The 21,288-nt window shown below is 48.7% G+C and carries 19 protein-coding genes and 2 rRNA genes; 7 read left to right on the forward strand and 14 right to left on the reverse strand.

Annotated elements, in window-relative coordinates:
- Positions 1-4 precede the first annotated feature (4 nt).
- The 5 genes from fabY to typA form a co-directional block, all read right to left on the reverse strand.
- Positions 5-946, reverse strand: coding sequence for a fatty acid biosynthesis protein FabY (fabY, locus tag IX31_RS20485; protein ID WP_034461483.1), 942 nt, complete (start codon positions 944-946; stop codon positions 5-7).
- A 44-nt stretch (positions 947-990) separates the two neighbouring features.
- Complete coding sequence (gene dtd / locus IX31_RS20490; protein WP_034461484.1) at positions 991-1,428, reverse strand: D-aminoacyl-tRNA deacylase; 438 nt, start codon at positions 1,426-1,428, stop codon at positions 991-993.
- A complete protein-coding gene (locus tag IX31_RS20495; protein ID WP_034461485.1) occupies positions 1,425-2,297 on the reverse strand; it encodes a virulence factor BrkB family protein in 873 nt (290 codons plus the stop codon). Before IX31_RS20495 ends, dtd begins: the two co-directional genes overlap by 4 nt.
- A complete protein-coding gene (yihX, locus tag IX31_RS20500; protein ID WP_034461486.1) occupies positions 2,294-2,890 on the reverse strand; it encodes a glucose-1-phosphatase in 597 nt (198 codons plus the stop codon). The genes IX31_RS20495 and yihX overlap by 4 nt, the downstream gene beginning before the upstream one ends.
- 153 nt (positions 2,891-3,043) lie before the next feature.
- Positions 3,044-4,870: a ribosome-dependent GTPase TypA gene (typA, locus tag IX31_RS20505; protein ID WP_034461487.1), complete on the reverse strand. Its 1,827-nt coding sequence runs from the start codon at positions 4,868-4,870 to the stop codon at positions 3,044-3,046.
- Positions 4,871-5,213: 343 nt separating this feature from the next.
- On the opposite strand from typA, the gene glnA reads away from it, so the two are divergent.
- The 3 genes from glnA to glnG all read left to right on the forward strand — a co-directional run bounded on the left by glnA (position 5,214) and on the right by glnG (position 9,357).
- The gene (gene glnA, locus IX31_RS20510) at positions 5,214-6,623 is read left to right on the forward strand and encodes a glutamate--ammonia ligase (RefSeq protein ID WP_034461488.1); all 1,410 of its coding nucleotides are present in this window, start codon (positions 5,214-5,216) and stop codon (positions 6,621-6,623) included.
- 266 nt (positions 6,624-6,889) lie between these two features.
- Entirely contained in the window at positions 6,890-7,939 is a 1,050-nt protein-coding gene (gene glnL, locus IX31_RS20515; RefSeq protein ID WP_034461489.1) for a nitrogen regulation protein NR(II), read from the forward strand.
- An 8-nt stretch (positions 7,940-7,947) separates the two neighbouring features.
- Entirely contained in the window at positions 7,948-9,357 is a 1,410-nt protein-coding gene (gene glnG / locus IX31_RS20520; protein ID WP_034461490.1) for a nitrogen regulation protein NR(I), read from the forward strand.
- 122 nt (positions 9,358-9,479) lie between these two features.
- Here glnG and hemN read toward each other — a convergent pair whose 3' ends face one another.
- Positions 9,480-10,853 carry an oxygen-independent coproporphyrinogen III oxidase gene (hemN, locus tag IX31_RS20525; protein ID WP_034461491.1) on the reverse strand — a complete coding sequence of 458 codons (1,374 nt, stop codon included), beginning with the start codon at positions 10,851-10,853 and terminating at the stop codon, positions 9,480-9,482.
- Positions 10,854-11,002: 149 nt separating this feature from the next.
- The gene (gene yihI, locus IX31_RS20530; RefSeq protein WP_034461492.1) at positions 11,003-11,524 is read right to left on the reverse strand and encodes a Der GTPase-activating protein YihI; all 522 of its coding nucleotides are present in this window, start codon (positions 11,522-11,524) and stop codon (positions 11,003-11,005) included.
- 586 nt (positions 11,525-12,110) lie between these two features.
- Between yihI and yihA the strand changes: the two genes are divergently transcribed.
- The gene (gene yihA, locus IX31_RS20535; protein WP_034461502.1) at positions 12,111-12,767 is read left to right on the forward strand and encodes a ribosome biogenesis GTP-binding protein YihA/YsxC; all 657 of its coding nucleotides are present in this window, start codon (positions 12,111-12,113) and stop codon (positions 12,765-12,767) included.
- A 96-nt stretch (positions 12,768-12,863) separates the two neighbouring features.
- Here the strand turns inward: yihA and spfP are convergent, their stop codons facing one another.
- Positions 12,864-12,911, reverse strand: a complete 48-nt coding sequence (gene spfP, locus IX31_RS23860; protein ID WP_071892919.1) for a small protein SpfP — start codon at positions 12,909-12,911, stop codon at positions 12,864-12,866.
- A gap of 153 nt (positions 12,912-13,064) precedes the next feature.
- The gene (gene polA / locus IX31_RS20540; RefSeq protein ID WP_034461493.1) at positions 13,065-15,857 is read right to left on the reverse strand and encodes a DNA polymerase I; all 2,793 of its coding nucleotides are present in this window, start codon (positions 15,855-15,857) and stop codon (positions 13,065-13,067) included.
- A 445-nt stretch (positions 15,858-16,302) separates the two neighbouring features.
- On the opposite strand from polA, the gene IX31_RS20545 reads away from it, so the two are divergent.
- Positions 16,303-17,190: an acyltransferase gene (locus IX31_RS20545; protein WP_034461494.1), complete on the forward strand. Its 888-nt coding sequence runs from the start codon at positions 16,303-16,305 to the stop codon at positions 17,188-17,190.
- Between the two features lie 29 nt (positions 17,191-17,219).
- On the opposite strand, the gene dsbA is transcribed toward IX31_RS20545, so the two are convergent.
- From dsbA to IX31_RS20560, 3 genes are all read right to left on the reverse strand, one after another.
- Positions 17,220-17,843, reverse strand: a complete 624-nt coding sequence (gene dsbA, locus IX31_RS20550) for a thiol:disulfide interchange protein DsbA (protein ID WP_034461503.1) — start codon at positions 17,841-17,843, stop codon at positions 17,220-17,222.
- 28 nt (positions 17,844-17,871) lie between these two features.
- On the reverse strand, positions 17,872-18,858 hold the full coding sequence (locus IX31_RS20555; RefSeq protein ID WP_034461495.1) for a serine/threonine protein kinase: 987 nt from the start codon (positions 18,856-18,858) through the stop codon (positions 17,872-17,874).
- 76 nt (positions 18,859-18,934) lie between these two features.
- Positions 18,935-19,204, reverse strand: a complete 270-nt coding sequence (locus tag IX31_RS20560) for a YihD family protein (protein WP_034461496.1) — start codon at positions 19,202-19,204, stop codon at positions 18,935-18,937.
- Positions 19,205-19,276: 72 nt separating this feature from the next.
- Here IX31_RS20560 and mobA point away from each other — a divergent pair, with 72 nt between their 5' ends.
- The gene (gene mobA / locus IX31_RS20565) at positions 19,277-19,858 is read left to right on the forward strand and encodes a molybdenum cofactor guanylyltransferase MobA (RefSeq protein ID WP_034461497.1); all 582 of its coding nucleotides are present in this window, start codon (positions 19,277-19,279) and stop codon (positions 19,856-19,858) included.
- The gene (gene mobB, locus IX31_RS20570; RefSeq protein WP_034461498.1) at positions 19,859-20,362 is read left to right on the forward strand and encodes a molybdopterin-guanine dinucleotide biosynthesis protein MobB; all 504 of its coding nucleotides are present in this window, start codon (positions 19,859-19,861) and stop codon (positions 20,360-20,362) included.
- 99 nt (positions 20,363-20,461) lie between these two features.
- Here mobB and rrf read toward each other — a convergent pair.
- A 5S ribosomal RNA gene (gene rrf, locus IX31_RS20575) occupies positions 20,462-20,577 on the reverse strand.
- A gap of 110 nt (positions 20,578-20,687) precedes the next feature.
- Positions 20,688-21,288: ribosomal RNA gene (locus tag IX31_RS20580) — 23S ribosomal RNA — on the reverse strand; the annotation flags it as partial.

A 21,288-nucleotide genomic window follows, 5' to 3' on the forward strand; every position in this document is an offset into this window, starting at 1 on the left:
TCAACTATTCTTCTTCATTGCCGCCTTCTTCAAGCGGCCCAAAAGGTTTAGCTGGCAACACCAGATACACACCTTCAAAAACAGCGCCTTGCTTATCATCACCGTAGAGCTCAACTTGCAGTGCAACACGAGCTTTACGGCCACGCGCCAGACGGTCCAGATCACCGCTCAACGAGCCTAAGTCCGCAATCGCTCCCGGCCTTCCGGTGATCGGGCTGCTATATCGAATATGCGCATCGGCAAGAATAATCGTGCCGCCCAGGTGACGCTCACGCAGCATCAACCAAATCAGCCCCCAGCCGGTGAGCGTTGCCAGTGAAAACAGGCTGCCTGCGAATAACGTCTGGTGAGGATTTTGATTGCCCGCTTCCGGCATCGTCGTGATGAATTTCTGCCCGGTATATTGCAGGATGCGCACGCCCATCTTCTCGCTAAGCGGAATGTGTTCGTACCACGCCTGTTGTAACTGCCCACACCAGTCTGCGCGATGGAGAATATCATCGAGCGAGGCGACCGGTTTAATCATTAAAAAGTGACGAATAGGGGTAGTGGAAGGGGTGGTGATTTCACCCTGGTTCTCAAAACCGAGCTTGGCAAAAAACTCGACGGCATCTTCACGTGCGCTACATACCACACGTTTAACCCCTTCCTGGCGCGCAACAGATTCAAGGGTCATCGCCACCAGCGTACCCAAGCCTTTATCCTGCACCGAAGGATGAACGGCCATAAAACGGATCGCTGCTTCGTTATCAGCATTGATGTACAAACGGCCAATTGCAACCGGGTTGCCCTCTTCATCCACCACCATTTGGTGATGAGCTAAGGCATCCCAGGCATCGCGTTCGGAGCCTTTGGGTTGATGCAACGGCTTACGTAGCATCTCCCAGCGAAACTGGTAATAGAGCTCAAGCTCTTCTTCGGTTTGCGGTACGCGAAGGTGATACATACATGTACTCTCTCTTGTTACGCGGGACCGTAAAGGCTGCGAATTCAGACCTGTAACCAAAACGTCACCGGGCCATCATTGGTCAGGCTGACTTTCATGTCGGCAGCAAAGCGCCCTGTTTCGGCAACAATGCCCTGCTGTCGACAGCGTTGAACAAAGTATTCATATAACTCTTCAGCAAGCTGAGGTGCCGCACCACAAGAAAAACTTGGGCGCATACCGCGTTCGGTATCAGCGGCGAGGGTAAACTGCGACACCACCAGCACGCTGCCACCTGCCTGCTGCACGTTCAGATTCATTTTGTCGTTTTCATCGCCAAAAATGCGGTAACCCAAAACCCGTTCACAAAGGCGATTCGCTTTCTGTTCGTTATCTTCTTTTTCGACACCCAATAACACTAAAAGTCCCGGGCCAATTTCACCCGTAACGACACCGTCCACGGTGACGCAAGCGTGGGTGACACGCTGTATTAATGCAATCATGGTTCTTCCAATTCTTCCTGCTGTGCTTCGACACGGAGTTTGCGGTAATCCCCGAGAGTGACAGTAATTTCGGCGCCGAGCAACACGATACACCAGGTCCAATAAACCCAGACAAATAAAATGGGGATCACAGCTAACACGCCGTAAATCAATTGGTAAGAAGGAAACATAGTGATGTAGAGGGCAAAACCTTTCTTCCCAAGCTCAAACAAAAGAGCGGCTACCAGCGAGCCAATCAGAGCATCTCGCACCGGAACTCGGGTGGTTGGAACGATGCTGTACAACATCCAGAATGACAGCCAGGAAAGCAGCAATGGAAAGATACGCAATACAATATCAATCGTGCTGTTTAAGCCCGTTACCCAGCGCAGTGAAAGTAGATACGAACTTATCGCCAGGCTCGCACCAGCCAGCAGCGGCCCTAGCGTCAAAATCATCCAGTAGACAGCAAATGAGTAAATTTTTGGCCTGGTTCGCGTACTACGCCAGATAGTATTTAGTGCGCTATCCACGGCATACATCAGCAGCAGTGCGGTAACGATAAGACCACAGGCCCCTACAGCAGTCATCTTGTTGGAGTTAGCAACAAACTGTTCGATATAGCGCTGGATGATATCGCCCGTCGCGGGCAGAAAATTTGAGAAGACAAAATGCCGGAGTTGAATGCTAACGTCGGCAAACATCGGAAACGCTGCAAATAGCGCAAACACTACCGCAACCAAAGGCACCAGTGAGAGCAATGACACGTAAGCAAGATTACCTGCAAGCGTGGTCATATTATCCTGGTCAATCCGATGCCAGAGCAATTTACCCCAGGCGATACATGGCCTGAGGTGCTTGCTCGTTTTGCGGTGAACGTCTTTTATCATAGGTTTTTGGCGAAATATCCAGGTATCGTATCTTTTCCAGTCACCAAAATGCTGGTGATGCCCAACTGTTGGGCTCCCTTAATATTATCGGCGTTGTCGTCAAAAAAGACCGCCTCACTCGCTGAAAAACCTTCTGTTTCGAGGAGTTTTTGATAGATCTCAGCGTCGGGCTTGCGCATCCCCATTTCCTGGGACAGATAGATTTTATCTGCCGCCTGGGCAATTTCAGGATATTCACCGGGCCAGAAATAAGTGTGTAAACGGTTGGTGTTAGAGAGCACAACGACACGATGTCCCTGCTCACGCAGCTTGTTCATGATGGCAATCACTTCTGGGCGTAAGGCAACAAAGATAGCCTGCCAGCCGGCGGAAAACTGATCAAAGCTCAACGCCATTCCCATTTCTTCGCATACCGCAGCAGCAAATTCTTCGTCGCTAATTTGCCCCCGCTCGTGGCGTTGAAACGCCTCGCCCATTACAAAGCTTTTTTGCAAATTCGCCAGTGGCACGCGGCTGTAATCACTCCAAACCCCCATCACGCGGTTGAAGTCGATATCAACAATGACGTTGCCTAAATCAAAGATATACAACATAAGCCTCTCCTTTGCGCATGGACAAATAACTGTAGCGGTAAAGGGTAGCTTTGACTATCGCTGATAAAAAAGTGATCCGGGTTCTGCGAGTTATTAAGCAAAAAAAAGCCCCGCCTAAACAGGCAGGGCTTCAATGCTTTGCAGGAAAGAAACTTACGCTTCTTTGCTACCACGACCCGCACGTTTGCGGTCGTTTTCAGTCAGGTGACGCTTACGAATACGTACGGAAGTCGGAGTCACTTCTACCAGTTCGTCATCATCGATGAATTCCAGAGCTTGCTCCAGAGACATCTTCAATGCAGGAACCAGAGTCGTTGCTTCATCAGTACCGGACGCACGCATGTTGGTCAGTTTCTTACCGGTCAGGCAGTTTACAGTCAGGTCGTTAGAACGACTGTGAATACCGATGATCTGGCCTTCGTAAACTTCTGCACCGTGACCCAGGAACAACTTACCGCGGTCCTGCAGACCGAACAGAGCAAACGCAACCGCTTTACCCTGGCCGTTAGAGATCAGCACGCCGTTCTGACGCTGGCCGATTTCGCCTGGTTTCACGTCGTCGTAATGGCTGAATGTGGAGTACAGCAGACCAGTACCAGAAGTCATGGTCATGAACTCAGTACGGAAGCCGATCAGGCCACGTGCTGGGATCAGGTAATCCAGACGGATACGGCCTTTGCCGTCAGGGATCATGTCTTTGACATCGCCCTTACGCTCACCCATCGCCTGCATTACAGAACCCTGGTGCTGTTCTTCGATATCCAGAGTCACGTTTTCGAATGGCTCTTGCATACGACCATCGATCATACGGTTGATTACTTTCGGACGGGACACAGCCAGTTCGAAGCCTTCACGACGCATGTTTTCGATAAGCACGGACAGGTGCAGTTCGCCACGACCGGATACACGGAATGCATCCGCATCTTCGGTTTCTTCAACACGCAGTGCCACGTTATGCACCAGCTCTTTGTTCAGGCGGTCAAGGATCTGACGAGAGGTAACATATTTACCTTCTTTGCCACAGAACGGAGAGGTGTTGACGTTGAAGAACATGGTAACAGTTGGTTCATCAACAGACAGTGCTGGCAGCGCTTCAACATTTTGCGTATCGCAAAGGGTGTCGGAGATGTTCAGCTCGCCCAGACCGGTAATCGCGATGATGTCGCCGGCTTCAGCTTCGGTGGATTCAATACGCTCCAGACCGAGGTGAGTCAGTACTTTACCGACTTTACCGTTACGAGTTTTACCTTCGCTGTCGATGATAGTGATTTGCTGGTTAGGCTTCACTTTACCGCGTTTGATGCGACCGATGCCGATAACGCCAACATAGTTGTTGTAATCAAGCTGGGAGATTTGCATCTGGAACGGACCATCAGAGTCAACGTCTGGTGCTTTAACGTGGTCAACGATCGCCTGGTACAGCGGGGTCATGTCTTCCGCCATATCGCTGTGATCGTTACCTGCGATACCCATCAATGCTGATGCATAGATGATTGGGAAATCGAGCTGCTCGTCGGTTGCGTCGAGGTTTACGAACAGGTCGAAGACCTGATCAACAACCCAGTCAGGACGCGCGCCAGGACGGTCAACTTTGTTGATAACAACAATCGGCTTCAAACCATGGGCAAATGCCTTTTTGGTTACGAAGCGCGTCTGCGGCATTGGGCCATCCATTGCGTCAACGACCAGCAGAACGGAGTCTACCATGGACATTACACGTTCAACTTCACCACCGAAGTCGGCGTGCCCAGGGGTATCAACGATGTTGATACGGTAGTCATTCCATTTGATAGCGGTGTTTTTAGCGAGGATGGTAATCCCACGCTCTTTCTCCAAATCGTTGGAGTCCATCACGCGTTCAGTGGCTTCAGCACGCTCGTTACTGAAAGTACCAGATTGCTGCAGCAGCTTATCAACCAGGGTAGTTTTACCATGGTCAACGTGCGCGATGATGGCGATATTACGCAGATTTTCGATCACAACTTTGCCTCAGGCATTAGAAATAGCGCGTTATTGTACACGTATTAATCGAAGGACATAACAGGATCACAAAGAACTTTTACAAACAATGTAAAAAGTAATGGTTTGTGATCGCTTTCACGGAGCAAAAAAGGGAGCCACAACGAAAATTGCACCAATATGGTGCTCAAATCTCAGACTTAAGCACTACATTGGTGCAAACTATCCATCGTGGTGCAGCCCTTTTGCACTATAGTGCGCATGATAGCGCCTTTTTGGGGTAATTTAAAAGTTGGCACAGATTTCGCTTTAATCATTTCAGGGCAACAAGCCAATTCAATGACCAAATCCGGGAGAGTTAAGTATGTCCGCTGAACACGTTTTGACGATGCTGAATGAACACGAAGTGAAGTTTGTTGATCTGCGCTTCACTGACACCAAAGGTAAAGAACAGCACGTCACTATCCCTGCTCATCAGGTTACTGCTGACTTCTTCGAAGAAGGCAAAATGTTTGATGGCTCTTCAATTGGTGGCTGGAAAGGCATCAACGAGTCAGACATGGTTCTGATGCCAGATGCTTCTACTGCTGTCATTGACCCGTTCTTCGCTGATTCTACGCTGATCATTCGTTGCGACATTCTTGAGCCAGGCACTATGCAGGGTTATGACCGCGACCCGCGCTCCATTTCCAAGCGTGCTGAAGACTACCTGCGTTCTACTGGCATCGCCGATACCGTTCTGTTCGGGCCAGAGCCAGAGTTCTTCCTGTTCGACGACGTTCGTTTCGGTAGCTCTATTTCCGGTTCTCACGTTGCTATCGATGATATCGAAGGCGCATGGAACACCGGCACCAAATACGAAGGCGGCAACAAAGGCCACCGTCCTGCAGTTAAAGGCGGTTACTTCCCAGTTCCTCCGGTTGACTCCTCTCAGGACCTGCGTTCTGCAATGTGTCTGACTATGGAGCAAATGGGCCTGGTTGTTGAAGCTCACCACCATGAAGTTGCAACTGCTGGTCAGAACGAAGTGGCTACCCGCTTCAACACCATGACTAAAAAAGCAGATGAAATTCAGATCTACAAATATGTCGTTCACAACGTTGCCCATGCTTACGGCAAAACAGCGACCTTTATGCCTAAACCAATGTTTGGCGATAACGGTTCTGGTATGCACTGCCATATGTCCCTGGCTAAGAACGGTGTAAACCTGTTCGCTGGTGACAAATATGCGGGCCTGTCTGAGCAAGCGCTGTATTACATCGGCGGCGTTATCAAACACGCTAAAGCTATCAACGCCCTTGCTAACCCAACAACCAACTCCTACAAGCGTCTGGTCCCGGGTTACGAAGCTCCAGTAATGCTGGCTTACTCTGCAGCTAACCGTTCTGCTTCAATCCGTATCCCAGTAGTTGCGTCTCCGAAAGCACGTCGTATCGAAGTGCGTTTCCCGGACCCAGCGGCTAACCCATACCTGTGCTTCGCAGCACTGCTGATGGCTGGTCTTGATGGTATCAAGAACAAAATCCATCCGGGCGAAGCAATGGACAAAAACCTGTACGACTTGCCGCCAGAAGAAGCGAAAGAGATCCCACAAGTTGCTGGCTCTCTGGAAGAAGCACTGAGCTGCCTGAACGAAGACCGCGAGTTCCTGACTGCGGGTGGCGTGTTCACTGATGAAGCTATCGATGCTTACATCGCACTGCGTATGGAAGAAAACGACCGTGTGCGTATGACTCCGCACCCAGTTGAGTTTGAGCTGTACTACAGCGTTTAATCGCTATAAAAACTCAGCGAATTTCGCGTTGCAGCAAGCCGGCAAGAGAATGAATCCCGATGAGCTTACTCAAGTAAGTGATTCGGGTGAATGAGCGAAGCTAACGCAGCAGCAACGTGAAAGACGCGGAGATTTAGTTGCCGTGGAAACTTTTGGCCCATCCTTTGATGGGCTTTTTTATCCACAAATAACCTGTTGCAGCAACGTTTTTTGCCGCCAGGAAACTATAATGCACCATCACAGTGCAAATTATCGGAGACTGCTGTATGGCAACCGGCACACTGCCCGATGCTGGGCAGATCCTGAATTCTTTAATCAACAGTATTTTACTGGTCGATGACGAGCTGGCGGTTCATTACGCCAACCCGGCGGCACAGCAACTTTTAGCACAAAGTTCGCGCAAGCTGTACGGCACACCGCTACCAGAACTGTTGAGTTACTTTTCGCTAAATGTTGGCTTGATGCAGGAAAGCCTGACCGCAGGCCAGGGCTTTACCGATAACGAAGTCACACTGGTTATTGATAGCCGCTCCCATATTCTTTCCCTGACTGCACAACGTTTACCAGAAGGTTTCATCCTGATGGAAATGGCGCCGATGGATAACCAACGTCGTTTAAGTCAGGAGCAGTTACAGCAAGCGCAGCAGATTGCCGCTCGTGATTTAGTCCGTGGGCTGGCTCACGAGATTAAAAACCCTCTCGGCGGGTTACGCGGTGCAGCACAGCTTCTGGCTAAAGCCTTACCGGACCCATCGCTCACTGAATACACCAAGGTGATTATTGAGCAAGCCGACCGCTTACGTAATCTGGTCGACAGGCTTTTAGGCCCGCAACAACCAGGCATGCACGTCACAGAAAGTATTCATAAAGTCACCGAGCGGGTGATGAAACTGGTGTCAATGGAGTTGCCAGCGAATGTCACTCTGATAAGAGATTACGACCCAAGCTTGCCGGAACTGGCGCACGACCCGGATCAAATTGAACAGATTTTACTGAATATTGTGCGGAACGCGCTTCAGGCGCTGGGCAGTGAGGGGGGCGAGATAGTGTTACGTACGCGTACCGCTTTTCAGCTTACTCTGCACGGCACTCGCTATCGCCTGGCTGCACGTATTGATATTGAAGACAACGGTCCGGGTATTCCGGCCCATCTGCAGGACACACTATTCTACCCAATGGTGAGCGGACGTGAGGGAGGGACAGGTTTAGGTCTTTCTATTGCACGCAACTTGATCGATCAGCATTCGGGAAAAATCGAATTTAACAGTTGGCCAGGTCATACCGAGTTTTCGGTTTACCTACCTATTCGTAAGTAGAGGTCTTTATGCAACGAGGGATAGTTTGGATCGTTGATGACGATAGCTCCATCCGTTGGGTGCTGGAACGCGCACTGACAGGGGCGGGTTTAAGCTGCACCACATTTGAGAGCGGCAATGAAGTTCTGAACGCTCTTGCAACCAAGACCCCGGACGTATTGTTATCTGATATCCGCATGCCCGGCATGGATGGCCTGGCGCTGCTTAAGCAGATTAAACAGCGCCACCCGATGTTACCGGTCATCATAATGACGGCTCACTCAGATCTTGAAGCTGCCGTAAGTGCCTATCAACAAGGTGCATTTGATTACCTGCCAAAACCTTTTGATATTGATGAAGCAGTCGCACTCGTTGAGCGCGCCATCAGTCACTATCAGGAACAGCAGCAGCCGCGCAATGTGCAGGTTAACGGGCCAACCACCGATATTATCGGCGAAGCGCCAGCGATGCAGGATGTGTTTCGCATTATTGGCCGCCTCTCCCGTTCATCAATAAGTGTATTGATTAACGGTGAGTCTGGTACCGGTAAAGAGTTGGTAGCACACGCTCTACACCGCCATAGCCCGCGCGTGAAATCCCCTTTTATTGCGCTGAACATGGCCGCAATCCCAAAGGATTTGATTGAGTCTGAACTGTTCGGCCATGAGAAAGGCGCGTTTACCGGCGCTAATCAAATTCGCCAGGGCCGTTTTGAGCAGGCCGACGGCGGCACGCTGTTCCTCGATGAAATAGGTGATATGCCGCTGGATGTGCAAACTCGTTTGCTGCGCGTGTTAGCTGATGGGCAGTTTTACCGCGTTGGGGGCTATGCGCCGGTGAAAGTTGATGTGCGAATTATTGCCGCGACACACCAGAACCTTGAGTTACGCGTGCAGGAAGGGAAATTCCGTGAGGATTTATTCCATCGCCTGAACGTGATTCGTGTTCATCTGCCACCACTACGCGAACGCCGTGAAGATATTCCGCGCCTGGCTCGCCACTTCTTGCAAGATGCGGCCAAAGAATTGGGTGTGGAAGCAAAGTTGCTTCATCCTGAAACAGAAAACGCCTTAACGCGTCTGGCCTGGCCCGGAAACGTGCGCCAACTGGAAAACACCTGCCGCTGGTTAACCGTCATGGCTGCCGGCCAGGAAGTATTGATTCAGGATTTGCCTGCCGAGTTATTCGAGACAACCATTCCCGATAGCCCGGCGCATTCTCAATCCGACAGTTGGGCGACACTACTGGCGCAATGGGCAGACCGCGCATTACGTTCCGGTCATCAGAATCTACTCTCTGAAGCTCAGCCAGAAATGGAGCGCACACTGCTAACAACGGCGCTGCGTCATACGCAAGGCCACAAGCAGGAAGCGGCTCGTTTACTTGGCTGGGGGCGAAATACCCTGACGCGTAAGCTCAAAGAGTTGGGAATGGAATAGAAAAGCCAGGAGTGATAATCCAGCGCCATCCGGTATTTACTGGTGAACGACGCTGGATTACCACCCTATAACGTTAAAAAAATCATCTGTAGGTCGGATAAGCCTGCGCCATCCGACACCAATCAGATAACGCGGGAGAATTGTTGCAGTCGTGCTTTCTGGCGCAAGTAACTATCAAAACACATGCAGATATTACGAATTAGTAAACGACCTTTTGCTGTAACCTGAATGTGTTTTTGATTGATATCCACCAGCCCATCTTTCGCCAGTGGCGCCAACAATTTCAGATCTTCTGCGAAGTACTCGGCAAAATTCAGATCCCAAAGCTGCTCGATTTCCGCAAAGTTGAGCTGGAAGTTACAAATCAACGCCTTAATAACATCACGGCGAATGCAGTCATCACGGGTTAGCGCCAGGCCACGCCACAACGCGTCACCCAGGCTATCTACCTGTTGATAATAGGTTTTAAGCTCTTTCTGGTTCTGCGCATAACAGTCGCCAATCATGCTTATGGCAGAAACCCCCATCCCCAGTAAGTCTGTATCGCCCTGAGTGGTGTAGCCCTGGAAATTACGGTGCAACTTACCTTCACGCTGTGCAATCGCCAGTTCGTCATCTGGCCGTGCGAAATGGTCCATGCCAATAAATTGGTATCCGGCAACGGTCAGCGAGCTAATGGTTTCTTGCAGAATATCGAGTTTTTGCTGAGCGCTCGGTAAGTCTTCGTCTTTAATTTTGCGCTGCGCCGCAAACAGTGTCGGTAAGTGCGCGTAGTTAAAGACACTTAAACGGTGCGGGCTCAGTTCTGCAACACGCTTGAGCGTAAAGGCAAAGCTTTCCGGGGTCTGTTTTGGCAGGCCGTAAATGAGGTCGATATTCGTCGAGGTGAAACCAAGTTCACGAGCACGCTGAATCAGCGCGAAGATAAACTCTTCATCTTGTTCACGGTTAACCAGGCGCTGCACTTCTTTGTTGAAGTCCTGCACGCCCATGCTCAGGCGAGTAAACCCTTCCTGACGCAAATGGTCGAGCACATCGAGCTCAATTTCACGCGGATCGATTTCAATGGAAAGCTCGGCATCTTCATCGAAATGGAAATTACCCCGTAGAAGCCCCATCAGACGGCTTATCTGCGCTTTACTAAGATAAGTTGGAGTACCACCGCCCCAATGCAACTGACTGACGTGACGGCCTTTAAAGAGCGGCGCACGGTGGGCTATCTCTTGTTCCAGCGCATCAAGGTATTGATCGGCCTTATGCGTCTGGCGAGTGACGATTTTATTACAGCCACAGAAGTAGCAAAGCTTGTGGCAGAAAGGGATATGGATATACAACGATAGCGGGCGCTCAGGATAACGAGCAACCGCTTCAAGAAATGCCGCCTCACCGAAGCCTTCAGAGAACTCCAGCGCGGTGGGATAAGAGGTATAACGCGGCCCTGAATAATTATATTTCTGGATCAGGGCCAGATCCCAATCGATTAACTGCTCAGACATTCTCACTTCCTCCGGTGATGCCGCATTCGTTGACGGCGCAACGATTTTTGCAATCGCGACAACCGCCGTAGTTTAACGAATAACCACAGCAGATAACACACCAGCGGAATAACCACGATAAGAACAGGTAATCCCATTGAGGTAGACCGTTAGTCAGTACCTTTGAGTAGACGCATCAAATCATCGCCTTTCTCTTTTTCTTCTTCATCTTCGTCATCTTCATAAGCGATGCCGAGTTCTGCCATCAGCGCATCAATGCGGTCAAGTTTAGCGTTAACCCAAGCCTGCTCTTCTGCGTTGAGTGTTTCACCTTCTTCAAGACGTTCCAGCAGCGCATCCAGGCGCTCATCGTTCTCCAGCAAATCCAGTTCAGCCTGTGGTGTTAGCATAGGTTTCTCGACTTTAGGTTTGTGCTGTTTAGGTTTTTTGACCTGGACTTCAGTTACGCCCAGGGCGATTGGTTTTTTACTGCCAATACGCGGATCTTTAGCCTGAGTACTGCCACTTCCACTTTTTGCCTGGGTGCCGCCTGTTGCGCGGCTACCCGCTGCATGCCCACTGTGTTTTTTATCGCGTTTACGGTCACGAGCTTCGCGATCGATCTCTTCACGTGTTTTGCGACGAGTTTTTGAAGGTTTAGAGCCAGGTGCTGCTGAGTTTTGTTGCTTCATAATAAATTATCTTGAGCCATTTTTATTCAGTATAGAATTGCGGCGGAATCTAGCAGAAAGCAAGCAAAGAAAAAAGGCGGCAGGTTAACCTGTCGCCTTTTTCTTGTCTTTGGACCCTTCATAGGTCACACAATCCCTGTTTGCACTCGACGCCCTGTCTTTCCCTTGCAAACAACTTCCGTGTAATTCCTTGTCCCTTTTAAACGTCTCCTGACGTTGCCTCCTGGCATTTTCCTGGTTCTTCGCCATCCTGGCGATCCTGAACCCTCATCCTGAGTTGCTATCCTTTGTGGCTATCCTTTGCCTGTGCCGCTTACTTTACTCTTAGCGCTTGATTCCACAAGATTAGTATTTGAGTTAAGTCAGTGATGCAATCAAACGATACAACCATAACTATATGTTATGTAAAAACTTTTAATTATGTCTGCATCCTACAACACTGCGTTGTCTGTCAATATGAATGGTCAATGTCTTACAAACCTCGGGCGGATTTCTGTAATCCTGTAAGCCTTACCGAGAAACACGGCGTTTTCCCCATGTTCAGGTATAATCCCCCACAATGCTCATCCTGAGGGAGACAACCGTTTTGACAAACTGGAATTATCAACTGACCCACTTCGTGCTTAGCGCACCGGACATTCGCCATTTACCTTCTGATACCGGTATTGAGGTTGCTTTCGCAGGCCGCTCCAACGCAGGGAAATCCAGCGCATTAAATACGCTGACCAACCAGAAAGCACTGGCTCGTACTAGTAAAACACCTGGCCGTACTCAGCTCATCAACCTGTTTGAAGTTGCTGAAGGTAAACGTGTGGTGGATTTGCCGGGTTATGGCTACGCCGAAGTACCGGAAGAAGTAAAACTGAAATGGCAGCGCGCGCTTGGCGAGTATCTGCAAAAACGTAATAGCCTGAAGGGATTAGTCGTCCTGATGGATATCCGTCATCCACTGAAAGACCTTGATCAGCAAATGATTAACTGGGCTGTTGCGAGCAACATTCCAGTAATGCTGCTATTAACCAAGGCTGACAAGCTGGCATCTGGTGCTCGTAAAGCACAGCTAAAGATGGTTCGCGAAGCGGTGGTAGATTTTGGCGGCGATATTCAGGTAGAAGCGTTTTCGTCACTGAAAAAGATCGGTGTCGATGTACTGCGTCATAAGCTTGATGGTTGGTATAACGATATTCCACCAGCAACCGAAGAAGATGATGTAGAAGAAGACGACGAAACATCCGGCGAATAAAAAGATGCATGGGTTCGCCCGTGCTTTTCCTTATTTTCCTGACTTGCGCGCAATAAAAAACGCCCCAGTCATTACTGACTGGGGCGGCTAAAATATTCAGCCAAATCCGATTACGTGAAGTAAAAGGTCTGAAAGATAGAACATCTTACCTCTGTACCCTACGCAAATAACTCTACTCCTTTTTATTCGGTTGAAAAAGCATTTTTTGTAGTTTTTTTTCACCCTTTACACTCCGATATTGAAGCGTCATCACAAAAAGCTATGAGTTATGTTGCTTAGTTACATAAATCGCCTTATTTAGTGAGCTTCATCCCAATTTGCGCCACTTCCAACTTCCACCAGCAATGGCACATCTAGCTTCATACTGCCTTCCATCAGTTCGTGGATTTTCTTCGAAACCACTTCCAGATCGTCCTGATGAACTTCAAACACCAGTTCATCGTGTACCTGCATGATCATTTTTACACGCGGCTTTTCTGTTTCCAGCCAGGCATCAACGGCAATCATTGCGCGTTTGATAATGTCTGCCGCCGTACCCTGCATTGGCGCATTGATTGCCGCACGTTCAGCACCAGCACGACGAGCAGCATTACTGGAATTGATATCCGGTAAATACAAGCGGCGGCCATCCAACGTTTCGACATAGCCTTTATCTTTCGCCTGCATACGGGTGCGTTCCATATACTCCAGCACTCCCGGGTAACGTTCAAAATAGAGATCCATATACTTCTGTGACTCTTTACGCGGGATATTGAGCTGGCGTGACAGACCAAACGCGCTCATACCGTAAATCAGGCCAAAGTTAATCGCCTTAGCGCTGCGGCGCTGTTCGCCTGAAACGCTATCCAACGGCAGTCCAAATACTTCTGCGGCTGTCGCACGGTGAATATCTTTACCTTCCGAAAATGCAGTTAGCAACCCTTTATCGCGGGATAAATGCGCCATGATGCGCAGTTCGATTTGCGAGTAGTCGGCAGAAACAATCAGATAATCTTTTGGCGCAATAAAGGCCTGACGAATACGGCGACCTTCTTCATTACGCACCGGAATGTTTTGCAGATTCGGCTCGGTAGAAGAAAGACGACCGGTCGCTGCTACAGCCTGATGATAAGAGGTATGTACGCGCCCGGTTTTCGGGTTAATCATCAGTGGCAGTTTATCGGTGTAAGTCGATTTCAGTTTTGCCAGGCCACGATGCTCAAGAATAACTTTAGGTAGCGGGTAATCCAGAGCGAGCTCTTCCAGCACTTCTTCAGAAGTCGACGGTGCACCACCAGGCGTTTTCTTCAGCGGCTTAATACCTTGCTTTTCAAACAGAATAGTTTGCAACTGCTTTGGAGAAGAAAGGTTAAAGGCTTCGCACGCGATTTCATGAGCGGTGATTTCCAGCTCCGCAAGGCGTTTGGTGAGCTGCTCAGAATGTGTATGCAGCACGGCTGGATCGATTTTCACACCATTACGTTCAATACGGGACAGCACTGGCACCAGTGGCATCTCAATATTTTTAAAGACGCTAAGTGGCCCTTCACGCTTTTCGAGTTGCGGCCACATCTTCAGGTGCAACTGCAAAGTAACATCCGCATCTTCTGCGGCATAACGCCCAGCCTGTTCCAGATCTATCTGGTTAAAGGTCAGCTGCTTTTTACCCTTGCCAGCAATCTCTTCAAAAGTGATGGTTGTGTGCTTCAACCAGCGAGAAGACAAGCTATCCATATCATGGCGTCCCGCGACGCTATCAAGAATGTAAGACTCGAGCATGGTATCGAAGGCAATGCCACGCAGCTCGATATCATAGTTTTGCATGATGCCACGGTCATACTTGAGGTTCTGCCCGACTTTAAGAACGTTTTCGTCCTCAAGCAATGGTTTCAACAGCTCAAGCGCACGCTCACGTGGAATTTGTACTGGAGCATCTAAATAGTCATGTGCGACAGGGATATAGCACGCCACGCCCGGCTCAGTGGCAAATGACAGACCAACCAAATTCGCACTAATGTTATCCAGGCTATCAGTTTCGGTATCAAAGGCGATGACAGGCGCTTTTTTCAGGCGTGCAATCCACTCTTCGAGCACGCTTTCTTCGAGAATGGTGACGTAGTTTTCATATGAGAGTGCGTTAGCAGGCTCTTCCGGTTCAACTTCAGCTTCAATCTCTATCGGTTTCGTGGATTGTGTTGCAGGTTTTGCCCCCTTAACTTGCATCCACTTGCCTGCTTCAACGTCAGTAATCCAACGTTTAAATTCATATCGTTTGAACAAGTCGAGAAGCTCTTCATCTGCCGGCTGCTGCACTTCTAACTGTTCACAGCCCAACTCAAGCTCCACATCTGTTTTGATGGTAGCCAATTGATAGGAGAGGTAAGCGAGATCTTTGCTTTGCTCAAGCTTCGCCGCCATGGTTTTTGCGCCACGGAACGTCAATTCTGCGATTTTTTCTGGGTTGGCATATAGCGTATCCAGGCCACCTAAACCTTGCAGCAGTGCCTGAGCAGTTTTCTCACCAACACCCGGCACACCAGGGATGTTATCTGAGGAATCGCCCATCAATGCCAGGAAATCAATGATCAGTTCTGGGGGAACGCCATATTTGGTACGGACTTCATCCGGACCAAGAATGGTGTTGGTCATGGTGTTGATTAGCGTAACGCCCGGCGTAACCAGTTGCGCCATATCTTTGTCGCCGGTACTGATAAGCACAGGGCGACCAACGCGTTCGGCTTCCAGCGCCAGCGTACCGATAACATCGTCGGCTTCCACGCCTGAAACAGCAAGCAGCGGCAAGCCCATGGCTTTCACCATGGCGTGCAGAGGTTCTATTTGCGCACGAAGATCGTCTGGCATTGGCGGACGGTGAGATTTGTAATGCTCGAACAGCTCATCACGGAAGGTTTTGCCTTTAGCATCAAAAACCACTGCCGCGTGGGTCGGTTGATACTGCAACAACAGACTGCGCAGCATATTCAGCACACCGTACATTGCCCCGGTCGGTTCACCTTTGCTATTGGTCAGCGGTGGAAAGGCGTGATAGGCACGATAGAGATAAGATGAGCCATCAACGAGGATAAGTGGGTTTTGCGCGATCTGAACCATAATGTTCCGTTCCGTGACTGGTTTTTAGTTTATGGCTAAAGGATGCCATAGCCTGGCTGAAAACATGAACTTTTGAGGAAGATAAGGTGAAAAGTTTTGTTGATCTTCGAGATCGCCCTCAAGATCAATATTGTGGATAAGTTTGTGCATAATTCTTTAAGCAATTGATTTCGTAGCTCAGAGCAAATCCAAACAACAGTAAATAATGTTAATTTTCAATAAATTAAATTTCAATCGTTCCCTCAGGTGGTATTTATTGCGTGATCGATAAATGTGGATATAAAAATTAATTATGTTATAGATCGATAATATTGAAAACCGATAGTACCGCGTTTATTAATCCACTTATTAGTTACCTCATTCGAGATAATTTTCTGATAAAATTCACCATCTATTATTCTTCCCCCAGCATCTGACTCTCTCTAACCACCTGAAAAATTTACTTATGTCGAGATTATTCGCCGCGATAACGTTGATTCTGAGTGTCGCTCTTACCATTCTGGTCACTATAGGCTGCTCAGTTCCGATTATTGTCGCTGGCATCATTAAGTTGCTACTACCTGTTCCCGCCATCTGGCGCTCAATCTCGGTATTTGCTGATTTTATGATGTACTGCTGGTGTGAGGGTTTGGCTTTCCTACTCAAGCTGAATCCGCATTTGAAATGGGATGTGGAGGGGCTGGACGATCTCAGTAAAAAAAACTGGTACTTACTGATTTGCAATCACCGGAGCTGGGCAGATATCGTCATTTTGTGCGTGCTGTTTCGTAAACATATCCCGATGAATAAGTACTTTTTAAAGCAGCAACTCGCCTGGGTGCCGTTTATGGGTCTGGCTTGTTGGGCTTTGGATATGCCTTTTATGAAGCGTTATTCACGCGGCTATCTACTACGCCACCCGGAACAGCGTGGTAAAGATGTTGAGACAACCCGCCGTTCTTGCGAAAAATTCCGTTCTCATCCAACAACGATTGTGAACTTTGTCGAAGGCTCAAGGTTTACTAAAGAGAAACGTTTACAGACCCGATCAGCCTTTCAAAACCTACTTCCACCTAAAGCTGCTGGCATCGCAATGGCGCTCAACGTATTGGGGAAACAGTTCGATAAGCTGCTCAATGTGACGCTCTGCTACCCTGAAAATTCGCAAAGCCCGTTCTACGATATGTTAACCGGCAAAATGACCCGGATCGTAGTGAGAGTTTCGCTTGTGCCGATTGCAGAGGATCTGCATGGAGACTATGTGAATGACAAAGGGTTTAAACGGCGCTTTCAACAATGGTTGAATGCGGTGTGGCATGAGAAAGACGCTTTACTTACGAGTATCAAACAATAGAAAAAGCCGGTCATTGACCGGCTTTTTCATTACTTTTTCTCGACCAGGAATTTGGCCACATCAGCATACTGCTGGACAAATACGTCCATATTACTGGTGTCCATGCCTTGTGGATTCAGTTGGTATTTCCCGTTCACGAAAATAGCCGGAACACCCTGCAATTGCAGATCGGCCGCAGCTTTCTCTTGTTGAGCAACCAATGATTTCACTACAAAGCTGTTCCATGCCGCATCGTACTCTTCTGCTTTCACACCTGCATTAATGAAGACATTACGAATATCAGCAACGTTTTGAACTGTCTGAGTTTTCTGAACAGCTTCAAACATTGGGGCTGTGATTTTATCTTCAACGCCCAGTGCCAATGCAACAGCCCATGCCTGAGTTAAATCCTTGCCCAATGGGCCGAGGAACTCAACATGGTATTTGGTCATTTTGGTGCCTTCTGGCAGTTTTTTCTTCACAGTATCAGAAACATGAAGCACTTCTTCAAACTGGTAGCAGTGCGGGCAGTAGAAAGAGAAGAACTCTAAAACCTGTGGCTCACCAGCAACAGGTTTTTCCAGAGTCACGAACTCTTTGCCGTCAGTGAACTGCGCTGCAGACACGCTAAATGCCAGGACCATCCCCGCTAGCGCCAGCCAAATCTTTTTCATCATCAAATCTCTCCTGAATAAATACTGATTAATACATTGGCGTTAATGTTAGTGGTGGTTCACGTAGAACCCGAACCTGCTCTGTAAAAGTCGCAGTTTGTGTTCTCCAGTAATCTTCGTCGGTAAGCCACGGAAAATTTCTGGGGAAGGCAGGGTCATCCCAGCGTCGAATTATCCACGCGAGATAATAAACCATACGCATTGCTCGTAAAGGTTCTATGAGTGCAATTTCGTCTGATTCAAAGGGGGTAAACTCTTCATATGCTTCGACAATCATTTCCAGCTGCATTCTCTGCTCGGCTTTATCGCCATTCAGAAGCATCCAGATATCCTGAATTGCCGGGCCATTACGGGCGTCGTCCAAATCAACAAACAATGGTCCATCGCGCCAGAGAATATTCCCCGGATGGCAGTCGCCATGTAATCGTAATGCCTGGAAACCTTCATGCCAGTGGAGTTTCACTTCCGCGATTAGCGCATCAGTTGCTTTGAGAAAGTTTTTCTTGAGAGCTGCTGGAATCAGATTTGTATGCTCAAACAGTTCGCGTGGCTCAAATAAATACTCATTTAAGCCAATATCAGGACGAGCGGAAAATTGCTTACGACGCCCGGTTTGATGAATACGACCAAGATAACGGCCTACCCACTCCATCTGATCAAGGTTATCCGTTTCGTATTGTCTCCCGCCTAAACTAGGAAACACAGCGTACATAAAGCCTTGATGGCGTAGTAATGTTTGGCCGTTGAAATACAAGGGCGCCGCGACTGGAACCTCATCAGCTTGCAGCTCAAGGGAAAACTGATGTTCTTCTTCTATTTGCTCTGGGGACCAGCGATGGGGGCGATAAAACTTCACCACATAACGTTTACGATCCTCGTCCTGAAACTGATAGACGCGGTTCTCAAAACTGTTTAATGGCGTCAAGCCGGAATCCACCCGTATACCCTGTTCGAAAAGGGCATCCATGATGGTATCCGGATGTAGTGTTTGAAAATTGAAAGCGCTGTCTGTCATCCAGCCAACCAACTGTAAATGCGAATAGTTGAGGATAACATTTCGCAGCCATTTAGGTGGACTGGCTTACAAGCTTTTACTCTTTAATTACACCGCGAGCACGCAACAATGCTGTCTTAAAATCTTCTTCGTAGTCTTTCTGAATACCAGGAATAACAGCATCTTTCGAAGAATCACGCATTTTCAGATGATAGATAAGCACATCATCAGTGAGATCAGTTAATTCACCGGTATAGCCTGACTCTTTGCTGAGTTTCTGCAAAAATTGAATCAAGTTGAGATCCGGCTCTTTCTGCCATGCGGGCTGAAGTAGCTCAAGCAGTTCGTTAAGGCGTTTACATTTCATGATTGTGATCCATTCACATGGGAGATGTCACACGTTAGCAGGCTCAAACCCACATTAAAAGAGGCGATATAAGTGAGATGTTTAACAGAAGTTACTGGTGTGGTGCTGGCCGGTGGGAGAGCAACAAGGATGGGGGGGCTGGATAAGGGGCTCATAAACCTTAATGGCCAACCACTGTTTGAACACGTCATGAGTAAGCTAGCGCCTCAGGTAGGTAGTGTGGTGATTAGTGCTAACAGGAATATTGAAATATATCAGTCTTTTGGGATTGATGTCCTGAGTGATACGCTACCTGATTATCCAGGACCACTGGCTGGAATGTTGTCTGCAATGCAGCATCTGAGTGGTGAATGGTTTCTGTTCTGCCCTTGCGATACGCCTAATATACCGGACGATCTGGCATATCAACTGTGGATGCAAAAAGGTGAATCCTATGCGATGTGGGTGGACGATGGTGAACGAGATCACCCAACTATTGCACTTATGCACCGTAAGTTAGTCACAGATCTTGAGCAATATTTAGCTGCTGGTGAACGCAGAGTGATGCTTTTTCTCCGTGAAGTCGGAGGGAAACCCATACTGTTTGCGAATCAGATGCAAAACTTTATCAATGTAAACACGCCTGAAGACCTCATGCACCGGGAGAAAGAATAGATGCTGCCATTGTTAGCGTTTGCAGCGTGTAGTGGAACGGGAAAAACGACGCTGTTGAAGCGAGTGATCCCTTTACTGAACGAACGGGGCATCCGTCCTGGGCTTATTAAGCATACGCATCACGACATGGATGTAGATAAACCGGGGAAAGATAGTTACGAGCTACGCAAAGCAGGAGCGGCACAAACCATCGTCGCCAGCCAAAAACGCTGGGCTCTCATGACTGAAACACCTGACGAAAATGAGTTAGATCTTTACTACCTCGCCAGCCGGATGGATGACTCATCACTGGATCTGATATTGGTCGAGGGTTTTAAGTACGAATCTGTACCTAAGATTTTGCTCTATAGAGAGGATACCTCTCTAAATAATGACGATTTGGTGATCGATAGCCATGTAATTGCCATCGCAAGTGACGTAAACCTAAACACATCACTCCCTATTCTGGATATTAATCACCCAGAACAAGTTGCTAACTTTATTGTTAATTGGCTAAAAAAATAGAAATTTCAGCAATGAAGTGAGAAGGCTCCAGGGAAAATATATAAATCACAGACAGCAAAAAGCCCTGTACGTCAGTACAGGGCTTTTTGCTTATTTGGAGCCTGGCAGTTCCCTACTCTCGCATGGGGAGACCCCACACTACCATCGGCGCTACGGCGTTTCACTTCTGAGTTCGGCATGGGGTCAGGTGGGACCACCGCGCTAGTGCCGCCAGGCATATTCTGTTTCATCGACCGTCATGTTATTCACATAACCATCAACTAAAATCTCGGTCCAAGCTGAAAATCAATCTCTGGTCTCTCAACCAAAACACCTTCGGTGTTGTAAGGTTAAGCCTCACGGTTCATTAGTACTGGTTAGCTCAACGTATCGCTACGCTTACACACCCAGCCTATCAACGTCGTAGTCTTCAACGTTCCTTCAGGACCCTTAAAGGGTCAGGGAGAACTCATCTCGGGGCAAGTTTCGCGCTTAGATGCTTTCAGCGCTTATCTTTTCCGCATTTAGCTACCGGGCAATGCCATTGGCATGACAACCCGAACACCAGTGATGCGTCCACTCCGGTCCTCTCGTACTAGGAGCAGCCCCCCTCAATTCTCCAGCGCCCACGGCAGATAGGGACCGAACTGTCTCACGACGTTCTAAACCCAGCTCGCGTACCACTTTAAATGGCGAACAGCCATACCCTTGGGACCTACTTCAGCCCCAGGATGTGATGAGCCGACATCGAGGTGCCAAACACCGCCGTCGATATGAACTCTTGGGCGGTATCAGCCTGTTATCCCCGGAGTACCTTTTATCCGTTGAGCGATGGCCCTTCCATTCAGAACCACCGGATCACTAAGACCTGCTTTCGCACCTGCTCGAGCCGTCACTCTCGCAGTCAAGCTAGCTTRTGCCTTTGCACTAACCTCACGATGTCCGAC

It is taken from the genome of Buttiauxella noackiae (genome assembly GCF_000737905.1).
Classification (GTDB): domain Bacteria; phylum Pseudomonadota; class Gammaproteobacteria; order Enterobacterales; family Enterobacteriaceae; genus Buttiauxella; species Buttiauxella noackiae.